Below are 14,074 nucleotides of genomic sequence, written 5' to 3'. Positions count from 1 at the left end.
ATGAGCCGTGCTGCCGTCCTGCTGCTGCTGCTGCGCCTTCCGGTGCTGTTGTTCGCACTGGCGGCCGGTGCCGGTGCACAGGCGATGAGCATCCGCGAACTGCGCATGCTCGAAACCAACGAGAAGGACGGCAAGGCGTACGCGAGCTACTACCTGGTCGGCGTGCTCGAAGGCTTGCGCGAAGGCGTGGAAGCGTCGCAGCGCAATGGCCAAAAGCCAGTCTTCTGCATCGAAGGCCGGCGCCTGGAGCCCTCGATGGCGCGCTCCCTCTATCAAACCGAGCTGACGCGCAACGCCGACAGCTATGAAGCCGACATGCCCGTGCAACTGGTCATGTCCGGCGCCCTTAAAAACAGCTTCCGCTGCACCCGATGACAACTTCTTCCACCGCCCGCCCGATCGATCGCATCCGCTCCGACGTGCAGTCCATGAATGCCTATTCGGTGCAGGACGCGCGCGGCTTCGTCAAGCTAGACGCCATGGAGAACCCGTTCGGTCTGCCGCCCGCATTGCAGGCCGAGCTCGGCGCCCGGCTAGGCGCGCTGGCGCTCAATCGCTATCCCGGTGAGCGGGGCAGCGATCTGAAGCGCGTGTTGGCCGCGCACGCGCACATGCCCGAAGGCTTTGCGTTGATGCTGGGCAACGGCTCCGACGAGCTGATCTCGCTCCTGGCCATTGCTTGCGACATGCCTGGTGCCACCGTGCTCGCGCCCGTGCCCGGCTTCGTGATGTACGCCATGAGCGCCAAGCTGCAGGGCCTGCGCTTCGTCGGCGTGCCGCTCACGGCCGACTTTGAACTCGACGAGGACGCCATGCTTGCCGCGATCGCGCGCGAGAAGCCGGCCATCGTTTACCTGGCCTATCCGAACAACCCCACCGCCAACCTCTGGGACGACGCTGCCATCGAGAAGATCGTGCAGGCCCAGGCCGAGCAGGGCGGCCTGGTGGTGATCGACGAGGCCTACCAGCCCTTCGCCGCCAAGAGCTATGTCGACCGCATCGCACGGCACGGCCATGTACTGCTGATGCGCACGCTCAGCAAGTTCGGCCTGGCCGGCATCCGCCTCGGCTACCTCATGGGGCCGGCGGCACTGATCGCCGAAATCGACAAGGTGCGCCCGCCCTACAACATCAGCGTCCTCAACTGCGAATGCGCTCTGTTTGCGCTGGAGCACGCCGAGGTGTTCGAGGCCCAGGCCAAGCAGATCCGCGAGGAGCGCCACCGCATCCTGATGGGCCTTGGTCGCCTGGCCGGTGTGAAGGCGTGGCCGAGTGATGCCAACATGATCCTGGTGCGCGTTCCCGATGCCGCCAAGACCTTCGAGGGCATGAAGAGCCGCGGGATACTGGTGAAGAACGTTTCTAAAATGCATGAACTGCTGGCAAATTGCCTGCGCCTCACCGTTGGAACGACCGACGAGAATGCGCGGATGCTCGCGGCACTCGAAGCCTCACTATGACCACCCCCCAAACCACCGAAACGGGCACCGCTGCGCGCACCGCGTCGGTCACCCGCAACACCGCTGAAACCAAGATCACCGTCAGCGTCAACCTCGACGGTACGGGCCGCGCCAAGCTCTCCACCGGCATTGGCTTTTTCGACCACATGCTCGACCAGATCGCCCGCCACGGACTGATCGACCTGGAGATCGACTGCCAGGGCGACCTGCACATCGACGGCCACCACACCGTGGAAGACGTTGGCATTACGCTCGGCCAGGCGGTTGCCAAGGCCGTGGGCGACAAGAAGGGTATTCGCCGCTATGGCCATGCCTACGTGCCGCTCGACGAGGCGCTGAGCCGCGTCGTCATCGATTTCTCGGGCCGACCGGGCCTGGAGATGCACGTGCCGTTCACGAGCGGCATGATCGGCACCTTCGACAGCCAGCTCACCTACGAATTCTTCCAGGGCTTCGCCAACCACGCATTCGTCACGCTGCACATCGACAACCTCAAGGGCGTCAATGCGCACCACCAGTGCGAAACGGTGTTCAAGGCTTTTGCACGCGCGCTGCGCGGTGCGCTCGAACTCGACCCGCGCTCCGTGGGCGTCATTCCATCGACCAAGGGTTCGCTCTGAATTCCTCCAGCGAACAGCTATGAAATCTGTAGCAAATACCGTCGCGGTCGTCGACTACGGCATGGGCAATCTCCGCTCCGTCTCGCAGGCTGTGCAGCACGCGGCCGATGAGGTGGGCGTGCAGGTCTTCGTCACGTCAGACCCGGAAGTGGTGCGCAAGGCCACGCGCGTGGTGCTGCCGGGGCAGGGCGCCATGCCCGACTGCATGCGCGAACTGCGCGACTCTGGGTTGCAGGAATCGGTGCTCGAGGCCGCAGCGAACAAGCCGCTCTTTGGCGTGTGCGTGGGCATGCAGATGCTGCTGTCGCGCAGCGACGAGGGGCCGACCGACGGCCTGGGCCTCATCCCCGGCGAGGTCGTCAAGTTCGAACTGGCCGGTCGGCTGCAACCCGATGGCAGTCGCTTCAAGGTGCCGCAGATGGGCTGGAACCAGGTGCGCCAGGCCCAGCCGCATGCCGTGTGGGCGGGCGTGCCGGACATGAGCTATTTCTACTTCGTTCACAGCTTCTATGCGCGGCCGGCGGACGCCCGGCACAGCGTGGGCGAGGCAGATTACGGCGCGAGCTTTACCGCAGCCATTGCACGCGATAACATTTTTGCCACCCAGTTCCACCCGGAGAAGAGTGCGGACCATGGGTTGCAGCTCTACCGAAATTTCCTCCACTGGAATCCCTGACCTTATATTTCTGCCCGGGCCGACCCTTCCTCAGCCCGGATTCCGCACACTCGCGTCACTTCCATGCTCCTCATTCCCGCCATTGATCTCAAAGACGGCCACTGCGTTCGCCTCAAACAGGGCGACATGGACCAGTCCACCATCTTCAGCGAAGACCCCGCCGCCATGGCCCGCAAGTGGGTCGAGGCCGGCGCGAGGCGGCTGCACCTGGTCGATCTGAATGGCGCGTTCGCCGGCAAGCCGCAGAACCACGCGGCCATCAAGGCGATCCTGCGCGAGGTGGGCGACGACATTCCGGTGCAGCTGGGCGGCGGAATCCGCGACCTGGACACCATCGAGCGCTACATCGACGACGGCCTGCGCTACGTGATCATCGGAACCGCCGCGGTCAAGAACCCGGGCTTTCTGAAAGACGCCTGCGTGGCCTTCGGCGGCCACATCATCGTGGGCCTGGACGCCAAGGACGGCAAGGTCGCCACCGACGGATGGAGCAAGCTCACGGGCCACGAGGTGGCCGACCTGGGCAAGAAGTTCGAAGACTACGGCGTCGAATCGATCATCTACACCGACATCGGCCGCGACGGCATGCTGTCGGGCATCAACATCGATGCGACGGTGAAGCTCGCGCAGGCGCTGAGCATTCCGGTGATCGCCTCGGGCGGCTTGTCGAACATGGCCGACATCGACCAGCTTTGCGCCGTCGAGCCTGAAGGCGTTGAAGGCGTGATCTGCGGCCGGGCCATCTATTCGGGCGACCTGGATTTCGCCGCCGCTCAGGCCCGCGCCGACGAACTCGCCGGCGCCTGAGGTTTTGCGAGGTGAAGGCTACTCGGCCTTCACCGCCATCGTCTGAATGATCGCTTCCAGCTGAGCGCTCATCGGCAGGTTGATGCTTTCCCCCGTGGGCAGCTTGCGCAAAAACCAGCGCTTGTACTGGCGCTCGATCTCGCCGTCTTCGGCCAGTACCTGGAAGCTGTCGTTGATCACCTTGCGCAGCTGTGCATCGCCCTTGCGGTACATGATCCCGTAGGGGTCGTAGGAGAGGTAGTCGCCGACCACCTCGTACTCGGCCTTGGCGGCATCCCGCGCGATGAGGCCGTAAAGCAGCACGTCGTCCGTGGCAAAGGCGTCGGCCTGGCCGCTCTTCACGAGCCCGAACGAATCGGCGTGGTCGCGCGCCACCAGCAGGTTGATGCCGAGCTTGAACTTCTGCGAAAGCTCGCGCAGCGTTTTCTCGTTGGTGGTGCCGGCGGTCACCGCCACCCGCTTGCCGGCCAAATCGCGGAACGACTTGATCGGTGAACCCTTCTTCACCAGCACCTTGGTGCCCGAGACGAAGATCGTGGGCGAAAAACTCACGCGCTTCTGCCGCTCGAGGTTGTTGGTGGTCGAGCCGCACTCGAGATCGACCGCGCCGCTCTCGACCGCGTCGATGCGCGAATCGGACGTCACGGGCGTCCACTTGATCGTGAGGCTCTTGTTCACCGCGTCTTCGATTGCCGTGACCAATGCGCGGCAGAGCTCGATCGAATAGCCGATGGGTTCCTTGCGCGCGTTGAGAAAGGAAAACGGCACCGACGATTCTCGATAGCCGATGGTGATGGCACCGGTCTCGCGCACCTTGGCGAGAGTGCCGGTCAAAGTTTCAGGGGCCTGCGGCTGTGCCTGCGAAGGCAAAGCGGAAACAAGCGCAGCGGCTGCCAGCAGGCCGGCCCAAAAAACCGACAGCGTGGCCTTGGCTTTCATCGCGAGCCTCACGCGTGCGCTGGATGGGCGAGGGTGGCCGCGGCCTCGGCGTCGAGCGCCTTGGCGTTCGATGCCGCATCGCTCTCGGAGAGCAGTTCGCCCTCCCACTTGGCCACGACGGCCGTGGCAATGGAGTTGCCCACGGCATTGGTGGCCGAGCGGCCCATGTCCAGGAAGGTGTCGACGCCAAGGATCAGCAGCAGGCCGGCCTCGGGAATGTCGAAGTGGTTGAGCGTGGCGGCGATTACCACCAGCGAAGCGCGCGGCACGCCGGCCATGCCCTTGGAGGTGAGCATCAGGATCAGCAGCATGGTGATCTGCGTGCTGAGCGGCATGTGGATGTTGTAGGCCTGCGCGATGAACAGCACGGCAAAGGTGCAGTACATCATGGAGCCGTCCAGGTTGAACGAATAGCCCATCGGCATCACGAAGCTCGAGATCTTGCGCTTCACGCCAAAACGGTCGAGAGCCTGCAGGATCTTCGGGTACGCCGCTTCGGAGCTGGCGGTGGCAAACGAAAGCAGGAAGGCTTCCTTGATGAGCACCAGCAGCTTGAACACCCGAGGGCCCAGGAACGAAAAGCCCGCGAAGATCAGCACGCCCCACAGCACGAAGAGGCCCAGGTAGAAGTCGCCCATGAAAACGGCGAACTTGAGCAGGATGCCCAGGCCGTTGACCGCGACCGTGGCCGCCATGGCGGCCATCACCGCGAGTGGGGCCAGCTTCATCACGTAGCCGGTGATCTTGAGCATGGCGTGAGAGAGTTCGTCGATGGCAGCCACCAGCGTCTTGGCCTTGTCGCCGAGCGAAGCGAGCGCAACGCCGAAGAACATCGAGAACACCACGATCTGGAGGATCTCGTTGTTGGCCATGGCTTCGGCAAAAGACTTGGGCACCATGTGGCTCACGAAGTCCTTGAGCGTGAACTTGGCGGTGGCAAGGTTGGCCGAAGAGCCGATGTCCGGCAGCGGCAGGCCCAGGTTCTCGCCGGGCTTAAGAACGTTGGCCATCACGAGGCCAATGACCAGCGAGATCAGCGAAGCGGTAAAGAACCAGCCGAGCGACTTGCCGAACACGCGGCCCACCGACTTGGCGTCCCCCATGTGCGCGATGCCCACCACCAGGGTGGAGAACACCAGCGGGCCGATCAGCATCTTGATGAGGCGCAGGAACACGTCCGAAATGATCGACACGTAGCCCGCGATCTGCGCGGCCGCCTTCTTGTCGGGAAAGCTCGTGAAGATCATGTAGCCGACAAGAATGCCGAGCACCATGGCAATCAGGATCCAGGCCGCGGCGGGCATTTTCTTTCGCATATTTGTCCCTTTTAGGTGTGTGTGGTTGGGGAGCGCGGGCGCGTCGGCCGGCAGCCTCTTCTTGTGCGGCAGGCGAAGGGTATCCAAGAAGGTCCCTTGCTTGCAACCGGCAGGACGCGGCCGCGATGAAGCCTTAAGTGCCCAATGCCAATTCCGTGCCACGGGATTTCGCTGCCTACAATTCTCCAATGGATATCAGTTCGATCGACTTTCGCGGCCAGCCCGCGCTTCGTGCCGCCGGGGCTGACGGAAGTGCTTTTGTCGTGTCGCTGCACGGGGCGCAGCTGCTTTCCTGGACCACGTCCGACAGCGCGGAGCGCCTCTATCTGAGCCCTCGCGCGGTGTTCGACGGGCAGGCTGCAATCCGCGGCGGCGTGCCCATCTGCTGCCCTCAATTCAACCAGCGCGGCATGTTGCCCAAGCATGGATTCATGCGCAATTTGCCTTGGGAAAACCGGGGTGTCGACCCCAACTCGGGCGAATTGGTCCTGCGGCTGCGCGACAACCCGGCCACCCGCAAGCTCTGGCCGCACTCTTTCGAGGCGCGCTTGCACGTCGGCATGGGCCCCGGCCGGCTGCGCACCACGCTGACGCTGCTCAATGTGGATCATGCGCCGTTCAGCTTTGCGGCGGCATTGCATACCTACCTGCGCGTCGACGATATCGCCGAAGTGCGGCTGGAAGGCCTCCAGGGTGCCAACCGCTGGGATTCCCTGCGCGACGACCGGCACGTGGAGACGGCGCCGGCACTGCGCTTCGATGCCGAGTTCGACAGCGTCTATGCCGCTCCCGCCAAGCCGATGCGCCTGGTGCAGCCGAGCGGCACACTCGAAATCACGCAAAGTGCGAGCTGCAGCGAAACCGTGGTGTGGAACCCCGGCGCGGTGCTCGGTGCGAAACTCGCAGACATGCCCGAAGACGGATATCGGCACATGCTGTGCGTAGAGGCCGCGCGCATCGACGAGCAGGTGCTGCTCCTGCCGGGTGCCCAATGGCAGGGCTGGCAGCAGCTGCGCGTTCTCTGAATGAACTTTTCCTTACCACCGACCATGCTCGCAAAACGCATCATTCCCTGTCTTGACGTCACCGGCGGCCGCGTCGTCAAGGGCGTCAATTTTCTCGAGCTGCGCGATGCCGGCGATCCGGTCGAAATTGCGGCCCGTTACAACGCGCAGGGCGCCGACGAACTCACCTTTCTCGACATCACGGCCACCAGCGACGGACGCGACCTGATCCTGCCGATCATCGAGGCGGTGGCGTCGCAGGTCTTCATTCCGTTGACGGTGGGCGGCGGCGTGCGCACCGTCGCCGACGTGCGCCGGCTGCTCAATGCCGGCGCAGACAAGACCAGCTTCAACTCCGCGGCCATTGCCGATCCGAAGGTGATCAACGACGCATCGCAGAAATACGGTTCGCAGTGCATCGTGGTGGCCATCGACGCCAAGCGCCGCAGCCCTGAAGAAGCCGCCACGCGTGGCGCCGGCTGGGACGTGTACAGCCATGGCGGCCGCAAGAACACCGGCCTGGACGCCGTCGAATGGGCGACAGAGATGGTGCGCCGCGGCGCCGGCGAAATCCTGCTCACGAGCATGGACCGCGACGGCACCAAGAGCGGGTTCGACCTGGCGCTCACCCGCGCAGTGAGCGATGCGGTCAACGTGCCGGTGATCGCCTCGGGTGGCGTCGGCAGCCTGGACGACCTGGCCGACGGCATCCAGACCGGCGGCGCCGACGCGGTGCTGGCTGCCAGCATCTTTCACTACGGCGAGCACACGGTTGGTGAGGCGAAAGCCCGCATGGCCGCGCGGGGAATCCCGGTGCGAATCGACTCCTGAGGGGTCTTTGCCTATCCCCGACAATATCGCGATGAATTGGCTCGATGAAGTGAAGTGGGACGCGAACGGCCTGGTGCCGGTGATCGCGCAGGAGCAGGGCAGCAACGACGTCCTGATGTTCGCCTGGATGAACCGCGAGGCGCTCGAAAAGACCGCCGAGCTGGGCCGCGCCGTGTATTTCAGCCGCTCGCGCAACAAGCTCTGGTTCAAGGGCGAGGAATCGGGTCACGTGCAGACGGTGCACGAGATCCGCCTCGACTGCGACAACGACGTCGTGCTGCTCAAGGTCACGCAACTCGGCCACGAGCCCGGCATTGCATGCCACACGGGCCGCCACAGCTGCTTCTTCAGCAAGTACGACAACGGCCAATGGACCGCGGTCGAGCCGGTCTTGAAAGACCCGGAGTCGATCTACAAATGACGGCACCAGTGAATACTTCGGACGCCCTCGCACGCCTTGCCGCCGTCATCGAAAGCCGCCTGCCCGCGCGCGGCGGCGATGCTGAAAAGAGCTACGTGGCGCGCCTGCTGCACAAGGGCCCCGATGCCTTCCTCAAGAAGATCGGCGAGGAAGCCACCGAGGTCGTGATGGCCGCGAAGGACGCCGACCACGGCGGCGACCGCACGAAAATAGTGAACGAAGTGGCCGATCTGTGGTTCCACACCATGGTGGCGCTGGCCCACTACGGCTTCTCGCCGGCAGAGGTGATCGCGGAGCTCGAGCGTCGCGAAGGCACCAGCGGCATCGAGGAAAAAGCCCTGCGCAAGGCGCAGGCCCGCGAAGCATCCAACGATTGAAAGGACATTCAATGGCCAACGACATCGTGAACGTGGAACCCGACGACTCCCTCAAGACCTGGGGCTGGGTCAGCTATATCCTGCACCTGATCGTGGCCATTGGCGCCGTGCTGCCAGGGGCGCAGGCTTCGGTGGTCCTTTTGCTGGTGGCGCTGGTGATCGACTTCGTCAAACGAGACGATGCCGCCGGCACGTGGCAGGCCACGCACTTCAGCTGGCGCATCCGCTCGGTGCTGTGGGCAGGCCTGCTGTACCTGGTCACTTCGTGGCTCTGGCTGTTGTTTCTCGTGCCGGGCTGGATTGCCTGGAGCCTGATTTCGCTGTGGTTTCTCTACCGGATCGTGAAGGGCATGATCCGCATGAAAGACAGTCGCCCCATGGAACCCCAAGATGTCATCTGATCCGAACTGCGTCTTCTGCAAAATCATCGAAGGCAAGATCCCCTCGCGCAAGGTCTACGAAGACGACGAACTGTTCGGTTTTCACGACATCGCGCCCTGGGCGCCGGTCCATTTCATGCTGGTGCCCAAGCGGCACATCGCCTCGATGGCGCAACTCACCCCGGAAGACGCCGCGCTGATGGGCAAGATCATGACGCTGGCGCCCAAGCTCGCGCTGGAGCAGGGCTGCAGGCCCTATCCGGACGGCGGCTACCGCGTGGTGGTCAACACCGGCGCCGAGGGCGGGCAGGAGGTTCACCATCTCCATGTCCATGTCATGGGCGGTCCCCGGCCCTGGCTTCGTGGCTGAACATTAGGCCAAACTGTCACATTCCGCCCGACTAAAATCGGACACATTCTTAGGAGTCTTCCATGGGTTCATTTTCAATCTGGCACTGGCTGATCGTGCTCCTCGTCGTGGTCATGATCTTCGGCACCAAGAAGCTGAGGAACATGGGTTCCGACCTTGGTGGCGCCGTGAAGGGCTTCAAGGACGGCATGAAGGACGGCAGCACCACCGATGCGCCGGCCGCTTCGTCGGCCCCCGCCGCCCAGGTCACCGGCCAACCGGCTGCCAACAGCGACAAGTCGGCGATCGACGTCGAAGCGCGCCAGAAGTCCTGAGCGCGGGTCATAAGTGCTCGACCTTGGCATTGAGAAGCTGGCGCTGATCGGCGTCGTGGCGTTGATCGTGATCGGACCGGAAAAGCTGCCTCGCGTGGCGCGCACGGTCGGTACCTTGCTGGGCAAGGCGCAGCGCTACGTGAACGACGTCAAGGCCGAAGTCAATCGCTCGATGGAGCTGGACGAACTGCGCAAGATGAAAAGCACCGTGGAGGATGCGGCGCGCGACGTCGAGCACAGCATCCAGACCGGCGCGAGTGATCTCGAGAAGCAGTTTTCCGGCTCGGGCGAAACGCTTTCGGCCCTGGCCGAACCCGAGTCTTCGGTGCCGGAATACCGGCATCCCCGCAAGAACTGGCGCCTGAAGCAGGGCGCCACACCGCAGTGGTATAAGGCGCGCAACGGCGTGCGCACCAAGGCGCTTTCGGGTGCCGCGCGCGTGGCTCGTTTCCGCCCCCACAAGATCAACTAGCGGCTTTCACTCTCCGCGTTCCTCGTGCGCCGCACGCCGGCCGAAGCCAACGCTTTTCCCTGCTCTTTTCCCCTCCCCATGGCCGATTCCGACAACAAGAACAAAGACGCAGAAGACGAGCTGGCGGGCACCGAACAACCGTTCGTCCAGCACCTGGTCGAACTCCGCGACCGGCTTCTCTACTGCGTCTACGGCCTTGTGATCGCTGGCGTGCTGCTGGCCATCTGGCCCGGTCCCGGGGGGTTGATCGACCTGATCGCCATGCCCATCCGCGCGCACATGCCGCCGGATGCCAAGCTCATCGCCATCGGCGTGTTCTCGCCGTTCTTCGTGCCGCTCAAGGTGCTGATGATGACGGCGGTGCTGCTGGCGCTGCCCTGGCTCATGTACCAGGCCTGGATGTTCATTGCGCCGGGGCTCTACAGCCACGAAAAGCGCTTTGCACTGCCACTGATCTTCTTCGGCAGCCTGCTGGCCTATGCGGGCATCGCCTTTGTGCAGTTCTTCGTGCTGGACAAGATGTTCAGCTTCATCCAGAAGTTCACACCCGCCGCAGTGGCGGCCACGCCCGACATCTCCTCGTACGTCGAGGCCATTTTGTCGCTCTACATCGCGTTCGGCGTCGCCTTCCAGGTGCCGATCGTCGTGATGCTGCTGGTGCGTTTCGAAATGGTGACCATCGAGAAGCTGAAGTCCTTCCGTGGGTACTTCATCGTGGTGGCCTTTGTTGTGGCGGCGGTGCTCACGCCGCCCGACGTGGTGTCGCAGCTCGCGCTGGCGGTGCCAATGTGCCTGCTCTACGAGGTCGGCATCATCGGCGCCCGCTACTTTGCGCAGGGCAACAAGAAGCCCGAAGAAGAAGGCGCCGACTCCTCAGCGTCTTCTTGACCGCTCATTCGGTCTGATTGGGAATCTGCCGCACCGGGCTCCTGGGGCGAAGGCCCGGCGTCACGTCCAATTCCATCTTGTCGGTGCCGCGCTGCAGCGCAAAACGCGCAGTGGTGCCGGGCTTGAGCCCGGCCACGGCGGTGAGCAGGGCCTGCACGTTGTCGGTCTTCTTGTCGCCGACCGAGGTGATCACGTCGCCCGGACGGATGCCGGCCTTGGCCGCGGGGCCGTTCTGCAGCACGCCCGTGATGATGACGCCGGCATTCGCCTTCACGCCGAAGGTCTCGGCCAGTTCCGGCGAGAGTTCGTTCGGCTCCACGCCGATCCAGCCACGGCGCACCTGGCCCTCTTTCACGATGCCTTCGAGCACGATCTTGGCCATGGAAACTGGAATCGCGAAGCCGATGCCCATGCTGCCGCCAGAACGGGAATAAATGGCCGTGTTGATGCCTTGCAGGTTGCCGTTGACGTCGATCAGCGCGCCGCCCGAATTGCCGGGGTTGATGGCCGCGTCGGTCTGGATGAAGTTCTCGAAATTGTTGATGCCGAGCTGATTGCGCCCCAGCGCCGAGACGATGCCGCTGGTGACCGTCTGGCCCACGCCGAACGGGTTGCCGATGGCCAGCACCTGATCGCCCACCTGGAGTTCGTCGGAGTTGCCCAGCACGATCGCTGGCAGCTTGTCCATTTCGATCTTGAGAACGGCCAGGTCGGTGTCCGGGTCGGTGCCGATCACCTTGCCGCGCGTGTGGCGGCTGTCGTTCAGCGTGACCTCGATCTCGTCCGCGCCTTCGACCACGTGGTTGTTGGTGAGCACGTAGCCCTCCGAGCTCACGATCACGCCGCTGCCCAGGCCGACCTGGGGCTGGTCGCCTTGGTCGCCGAAGAAGAACCGGAACCACGGGTCGTTGCTGCGCGGATGGCGCTGTGCGGCCTTGCTGGTGTTGATGCTCACCACGGCCGGCGAGGCTTTCTTGGCCGCTGCGCTCAGGCTGCCCGCGACCGGCACGGACGGAGCGCCGGCCGGTGCCTCGACAATCGACACCACGCCGCCCAGTGACGTGGACCGACGGTTGATCCATTCGGGCTTGAGCGTCGCAACGACGAAGTAGGCCGCCAAGAGGACGGTCACGGCTTGGGCAAAGAGCAGCCAGGTGCGTTTCATGAAACTTTGATTGAGCGAAGAAAACGCGCCGCCCACGCGGCGCCTTGCGCCCATTGTCCCTCAAGCCCCTTTTGGCATAAACCGCGCGGCGCTGTCGAGATTGGCTACCCTGGCGTCGTCGGCTGGTCCGTTGCCAGTCGCGGCACGCGGCCATGCGTGCGCAACGTGGATCGGAGCGCGACAATGTCGCGATGAGCACCACCCGCCACGAATTGCTGCACGCTTTCGACCTGCTTCTTGCGCCTTCGCGCTTCAAGGACTATGGACCGAATGGCCTGCAGGTCGAGGGCCGCACCGTGGTGCGGAAGATCGTTTCCGGCGTCACCGCGAGCCGCGCGCTGATCGAGGCCGCAATTCATGCCGAGGCCGACGCCATCTTTGTCCATCATGGCCTGTTCTGGCGCGGCCAGGACGGCTGCGTCACCGGCTGGATGAAGCAGCGCCTGGGCTTGCTGCTGGGCGACGACGTCAATTTGTTCGCGTACCACCTGCCGCTCGATGCGCACCCCGAGCTCGGCAACAACGCGCAGCTCGGGCTGCAGCTGGGATTGCTCGCCCATGCCGGCTCAACCGGGCGCTTCGGCGAGCAGGAGCTCGGCTTTCTCGGCGGCCGCGACAACGGAGAAGCCTTTGCCAGTGCCAAGGAGCTCGCCGCACATGCGGAAAAGATCCTGAAGCGGCCCGTCACCCTCGTGGACACGGCGCACCGGCCCCTCAAGAACATCGCATGGTGCACGGGCGGCGCCCAAGGCTATTTCGAGGCCGCCATTGCCGCCGGCGCCGACGCCTTCATTACCGGGGAGATCTCCGAGCCGCAAGCCCACTACGCGCGCGAGATGGGTGTCGCTTTCCTGGCCTGCGGGCACCATGCCACCGAGCGCTATGGCGCGCAGGCCGTGGCCGGGCACGTGGCGGCGCAGCTCGGCCTGAAGCATGAGTTCATCGACATCGACAACCCCGCATGAACGGGCAGGCTTCCATCGCTTCCGCCGCTCCTGTCGTCATCACGCCGGGCGATCCGGCGGGCATCGGGCCTGAAATCATTGCCAAGGCCTTCCGCCAGGCGCCCGACGCCACACGCGGCACCTTCGTGGCCGGCGACGTGGCAACCATGCGCCGCGCGTCGCAAGCCTTGGCGCAACCCGGACTGCCTGCCTGGCCGGTGGCCGAAATCGAGCACATCGCCGAAGCGGCCGCCGTGCCGCCGGGCTGCATCCCCGTGCTGCAGGTGGTGGCGCCGCCCAAGGCCATCGTGGCCGGCCAGATCAGCGCCGAAGCCGGTCGCATGGCTGGCAATTGCGTGGTCTGGGCCGCGCGGGCTGCCCTGCGAGGCGATATCGCCGCGATCGTGACCGCGCCGCTTCACAAGGAAGCGCTGGCGGCTGCCGGCTTTCCATACCCCGGGCATACCGAGCTGCTGCAGGCCGAAGCCGCCGCGCATGCGGGCCTTGCGGTGGACGGCATGCCCGTGCGCATGATGCTGGCCAACGACGAGTTGCGCACCGTGCTGGTGAGCATCCACATGTCCTTGCGCGACGCGATCACCGCCGTGAGCTTCGCCGGCGTGCTGGAGACACTGCGCATCACACACAGTGCCTTGCACCGCGTGCTTGGGCGGACACCGCGTATCGGTGTGGCCGGCCTCAATCCGCACGCGGGCGAGGGCGGTCTCTTCGGGTTTGAAGAGCGCGACATCATCGCGCCGGCCATTGCGGCAGCCCGCGGCGAGGGCATCGACGCCGACGGGCCGCACGCGCCCGACACCGTTTTCATGCGCGCGCGAGACAAGGCCGGCATACCGGGGAGCGGTGAGTTCGACGTGGTGATCGCGATGTACCACGACCAGGGCCTGATCCCGGTCAAGTACCTTGGCGTGGAAAAGGGCGTGAACGTGACGCTGGGCCTGCCACTGGTGCGCACCAGCCCCGATCACGGCACTGCCTTCGACATCGCAGGCACCGGCCGGGCCGACGCCTCGAGCCTTATAGAGGCCCTGCGCATGGCCCGAAAGCTGTCGGGCGCCTGAAAAGAGAG

General features: G+C 64.5%; 19 protein-coding genes. 16 read left to right on the top strand and 3 right to left on the bottom strand.

Annotated elements, in window-relative coordinates; translation table 11 throughout:
- From J2X92_RS12815 to hisA, 5 genes are all read left to right on the top strand, one after another.
- Positions 1 to 375: a hypothetical protein gene (locus tag J2X92_RS12815; RefSeq protein WP_307576181.1), complete on the top strand. Its 375-nt coding sequence runs from the start codon at positions 1 to 3 to the stop codon at positions 373 to 375.
- Positions 372 to 1,460 carry a histidinol-phosphate transaminase gene (gene hisC / locus J2X92_RS12810; RefSeq protein ID WP_307576179.1) on the top strand — a complete coding sequence of 363 codons (1,089 nt, stop codon included), beginning with the start codon at positions 372 to 374 and terminating at the stop codon, positions 1,458 to 1,460. Before J2X92_RS12815 ends, hisC begins: the two co-directional genes overlap by 4 nt.
- On the top strand, positions 1,457 to 2,080 hold the full coding sequence (hisB, locus tag J2X92_RS12805) for an imidazoleglycerol-phosphate dehydratase HisB (RefSeq protein WP_055803635.1): 624 nt from the start codon (positions 1,457 to 1,459) through the stop codon (positions 2,078 to 2,080). The genes hisC and hisB overlap by 4 nt, the downstream gene beginning before the upstream one ends.
- A 19-nt stretch (positions 2,081 to 2,099) precedes the next feature.
- A complete protein-coding gene (gene hisH, locus J2X92_RS12800) occupies positions 2,100 to 2,756 on the top strand; it encodes an imidazole glycerol phosphate synthase subunit HisH (RefSeq protein WP_307576177.1) in 657 nt (218 codons plus the stop codon).
- A gap of 63 nt (positions 2,757 to 2,819) precedes the next feature.
- Positions 2,820 to 3,563 carry a 1-(5-phosphoribosyl)-5-[(5-phosphoribosylamino)methylideneamino]imidazole-4-carboxamide isomerase gene (hisA, locus tag J2X92_RS12795; protein WP_307576175.1) on the top strand — a complete coding sequence of 248 codons (744 nt, stop codon included), beginning with the start codon at positions 2,820 to 2,822 and terminating at the stop codon, positions 3,561 to 3,563.
- A gap of 18 nt (positions 3,564 to 3,581) precedes the next feature.
- Here hisA and J2X92_RS12790 read toward each other — a convergent pair whose 3' ends face one another.
- Positions 3,582 to 4,502 carry an amino acid ABC transporter substrate-binding protein gene (locus J2X92_RS12790; protein WP_307576173.1) on the bottom strand — a complete coding sequence of 307 codons (921 nt, stop codon included), beginning with the start codon at positions 4,500 to 4,502 and terminating at the stop codon, positions 3,582 to 3,584.
- Between the two features lie 8 nt (positions 4,503 to 4,510).
- Complete coding sequence (locus J2X92_RS12785; RefSeq protein ID WP_307576172.1) at positions 4,511 to 5,818, bottom strand: dicarboxylate/amino acid:cation symporter; 1,308 nt, start codon at positions 5,816 to 5,818, stop codon at positions 4,511 to 4,513.
- A 188-nt stretch (positions 5,819 to 6,006) separates the two neighbouring features.
- Between J2X92_RS12785 and J2X92_RS12780 the strand changes: the two genes are divergently transcribed.
- From J2X92_RS12780 to tatC, 9 genes are all read left to right on the top strand, one after another.
- Positions 6,007 to 6,843 (top strand): D-hexose-6-phosphate mutarotase, encoded by an 837-nt coding sequence (locus J2X92_RS12780; protein ID WP_307576170.1) that lies wholly within the window; start codon positions 6,007 to 6,009, stop codon positions 6,841 to 6,843.
- A 24-nt stretch (positions 6,844 to 6,867) separates the two neighbouring features.
- Positions 6,868 to 7,653, top strand: coding sequence for an imidazole glycerol phosphate synthase subunit HisF (gene hisF / locus J2X92_RS12775; RefSeq protein WP_307576169.1), 786 nt, complete (start codon positions 6,868 to 6,870; stop codon positions 7,651 to 7,653).
- A gap of 31 nt (positions 7,654 to 7,684) precedes the next feature.
- The gene (hisI, locus tag J2X92_RS12770) at positions 7,685 to 8,074 is read left to right on the top strand and encodes a phosphoribosyl-AMP cyclohydrolase (protein ID WP_093019966.1); all 390 of its coding nucleotides are present in this window, start codon (positions 7,685 to 7,687) and stop codon (positions 8,072 to 8,074) included.
- Positions 8,071 to 8,451, top strand: coding sequence for a phosphoribosyl-ATP diphosphatase (locus J2X92_RS12765; RefSeq protein WP_307576168.1), 381 nt, complete (start codon positions 8,071 to 8,073; stop codon positions 8,449 to 8,451). The genes hisI and J2X92_RS12765 overlap by 4 nt, the downstream gene beginning before the upstream one ends.
- An 11-nt stretch (positions 8,452 to 8,462) precedes the next feature.
- Positions 8,463 to 8,852, top strand: a complete 390-nt coding sequence (locus tag J2X92_RS12760; protein ID WP_307576167.1) for a DUF4870 family protein — start codon at positions 8,463 to 8,465, stop codon at positions 8,850 to 8,852.
- Positions 8,842 to 9,201, top strand: a complete 360-nt coding sequence (locus J2X92_RS12755; protein ID WP_055803663.1) for a histidine triad nucleotide-binding protein — start codon at positions 8,842 to 8,844, stop codon at positions 9,199 to 9,201. The genes J2X92_RS12760 and J2X92_RS12755 overlap by 11 nt, the downstream gene beginning before the upstream one ends.
- A 62-nt stretch (positions 9,202 to 9,263) precedes the next feature.
- Positions 9,264 to 9,515: a Sec-independent protein translocase subunit TatA gene (gene tatA / locus J2X92_RS12750; RefSeq protein WP_093019974.1), complete on the top strand. Its 252-nt coding sequence runs from the start codon at positions 9,264 to 9,266 to the stop codon at positions 9,513 to 9,515.
- Between the two features lie 13 nt (positions 9,516 to 9,528).
- Positions 9,529 to 9,987, top strand: a complete 459-nt coding sequence (tatB, locus tag J2X92_RS12745; RefSeq protein ID WP_307576166.1) for a Sec-independent protein translocase protein TatB — start codon at positions 9,529 to 9,531, stop codon at positions 9,985 to 9,987.
- Between the two features lie 78 nt (positions 9,988 to 10,065).
- Positions 10,066 to 10,875 (top strand): twin-arginine translocase subunit TatC, encoded by an 810-nt coding sequence (tatC, locus tag J2X92_RS12740; protein ID WP_307576165.1) that lies wholly within the window; start codon positions 10,066 to 10,068, stop codon positions 10,873 to 10,875.
- Positions 10,876 to 10,879: 4 nt separating this feature from the next.
- Here the strand turns inward: tatC and J2X92_RS12735 are convergent, their stop codons facing one another.
- Complete coding sequence (locus J2X92_RS12735) at positions 10,880 to 12,040, bottom strand: trypsin-like peptidase domain-containing protein (protein ID WP_307576164.1); 1,161 nt, start codon at positions 12,038 to 12,040, stop codon at positions 10,880 to 10,882.
- Positions 12,041 to 12,231: 191 nt separating this feature from the next.
- Here J2X92_RS12735 and J2X92_RS12730 point away from each other — a divergent pair, with 191 nt between their 5' ends.
- Both J2X92_RS12730 and pdxA read left to right on the top strand, forming a co-directional pair.
- Complete coding sequence (locus J2X92_RS12730; protein WP_307576163.1) at positions 12,232 to 13,005, top strand: Nif3-like dinuclear metal center hexameric protein; 774 nt, start codon at positions 12,232 to 12,234, stop codon at positions 13,003 to 13,005.
- Positions 13,002 to 14,066: a 4-hydroxythreonine-4-phosphate dehydrogenase PdxA gene (gene pdxA / locus J2X92_RS12725; protein ID WP_307576162.1), complete on the top strand. Its 1,065-nt coding sequence runs from the start codon at positions 13,002 to 13,004 to the stop codon at positions 14,064 to 14,066. The genes J2X92_RS12730 and pdxA overlap by 4 nt, the downstream gene beginning before the upstream one ends.
- Positions 14,067 to 14,074 lie beyond the last annotated feature (8 nt).

This window comes from Variovorax paradoxus, from assembly GCF_030811855.1.
In the GTDB taxonomy this organism is placed as follows: domain Bacteria; phylum Pseudomonadota; class Gammaproteobacteria; order Burkholderiales; family Burkholderiaceae_C; genus Variovorax; species Variovorax paradoxus_L.
This window is presented reverse-complemented; position numbering and strand designations above follow the sequence as displayed.

What these genes read in the sequence shown, in the direction of transcription:
- J2X92_RS12765 (WP_307576168.1), top strand. Translation starts at nt 8,071, where the DNA reads ATGACGGCACCAGTGAATACTTCGGACGCCCTCGCACGCCTTGCCGCC.
- J2X92_RS12790 (WP_307576173.1), bottom strand. Translation starts at nt 4,502, where the DNA reads ATGAAAGCCAAGGCCACGCTGTCGGTTTTTTGGGCCGGCCTGCTGGCA.
- tatA (WP_093019974.1), top strand. Translation starts at nt 9,264, where the DNA reads ATGGGTTCATTTTCAATCTGGCACTGGCTGATCGTGCTCCTCGTCGTG.
- pdxA (WP_307576162.1), top strand. Translation starts at nt 13,002, where the DNA reads ATGAACGGGCAGGCTTCCATCGCTTCCGCCGCTCCTGTCGTCATCACG.
- J2X92_RS12785 (WP_307576172.1), bottom strand. Translation starts at nt 5,818, where the DNA reads ATGCGAAAGAAAATGCCCGCCGCGGCCTGGATCCTGATTGCCATGGTG.
- J2X92_RS12755 (WP_055803663.1), top strand. Translation starts at nt 8,842, where the DNA reads ATGTCATCTGATCCGAACTGCGTCTTCTGCAAAATCATCGAAGGCAAG.
- hisC (WP_307576179.1), top strand. Translation starts at nt 372, where the DNA reads ATGACAACTTCTTCCACCGCCCGCCCGATCGATCGCATCCGCTCCGAC.
- J2X92_RS12730 (WP_307576163.1), top strand. Translation starts at nt 12,232, where the DNA reads ATGAGCACCACCCGCCACGAATTGCTGCACGCTTTCGACCTGCTTCTT.
- J2X92_RS12760 (WP_307576167.1), top strand. Translation starts at nt 8,463, where the DNA reads ATGGCCAACGACATCGTGAACGTGGAACCCGACGACTCCCTCAAGACC.
- hisA (WP_307576175.1), top strand. Translation starts at nt 2,820, where the DNA reads ATGCTCCTCATTCCCGCCATTGATCTCAAAGACGGCCACTGCGTTCGC.
- J2X92_RS12815 (WP_307576181.1), top strand. Translation starts at nt 1, where the DNA reads ATGAGCCGTGCTGCCGTCCTGCTGCTGCTGCTGCGCCTTCCGGTGCTG.
- J2X92_RS12735 (WP_307576164.1), bottom strand. Translation starts at nt 12,040, where the DNA reads ATGAAACGCACCTGGCTGCTCTTTGCCCAAGCCGTGACCGTCCTCTTG.
- hisF (WP_307576169.1), top strand. Translation starts at nt 6,868, where the DNA reads ATGCTCGCAAAACGCATCATTCCCTGTCTTGACGTCACCGGCGGCCGC.
- tatC (WP_307576165.1), top strand. Translation starts at nt 10,066, where the DNA reads ATGGCCGATTCCGACAACAAGAACAAAGACGCAGAAGACGAGCTGGCG.
- hisH (WP_307576177.1), top strand. Translation starts at nt 2,100, where the DNA reads ATGAAATCTGTAGCAAATACCGTCGCGGTCGTCGACTACGGCATGGGC.
- J2X92_RS12780 (WP_307576170.1), top strand. Translation starts at nt 6,007, where the DNA reads ATGGATATCAGTTCGATCGACTTTCGCGGCCAGCCCGCGCTTCGTGCC.
- hisB (WP_055803635.1), top strand. Translation starts at nt 1,457, where the DNA reads ATGACCACCCCCCAAACCACCGAAACGGGCACCGCTGCGCGCACCGCG.
- hisI (WP_093019966.1), top strand. Translation starts at nt 7,685, where the DNA reads ATGAATTGGCTCGATGAAGTGAAGTGGGACGCGAACGGCCTGGTGCCG.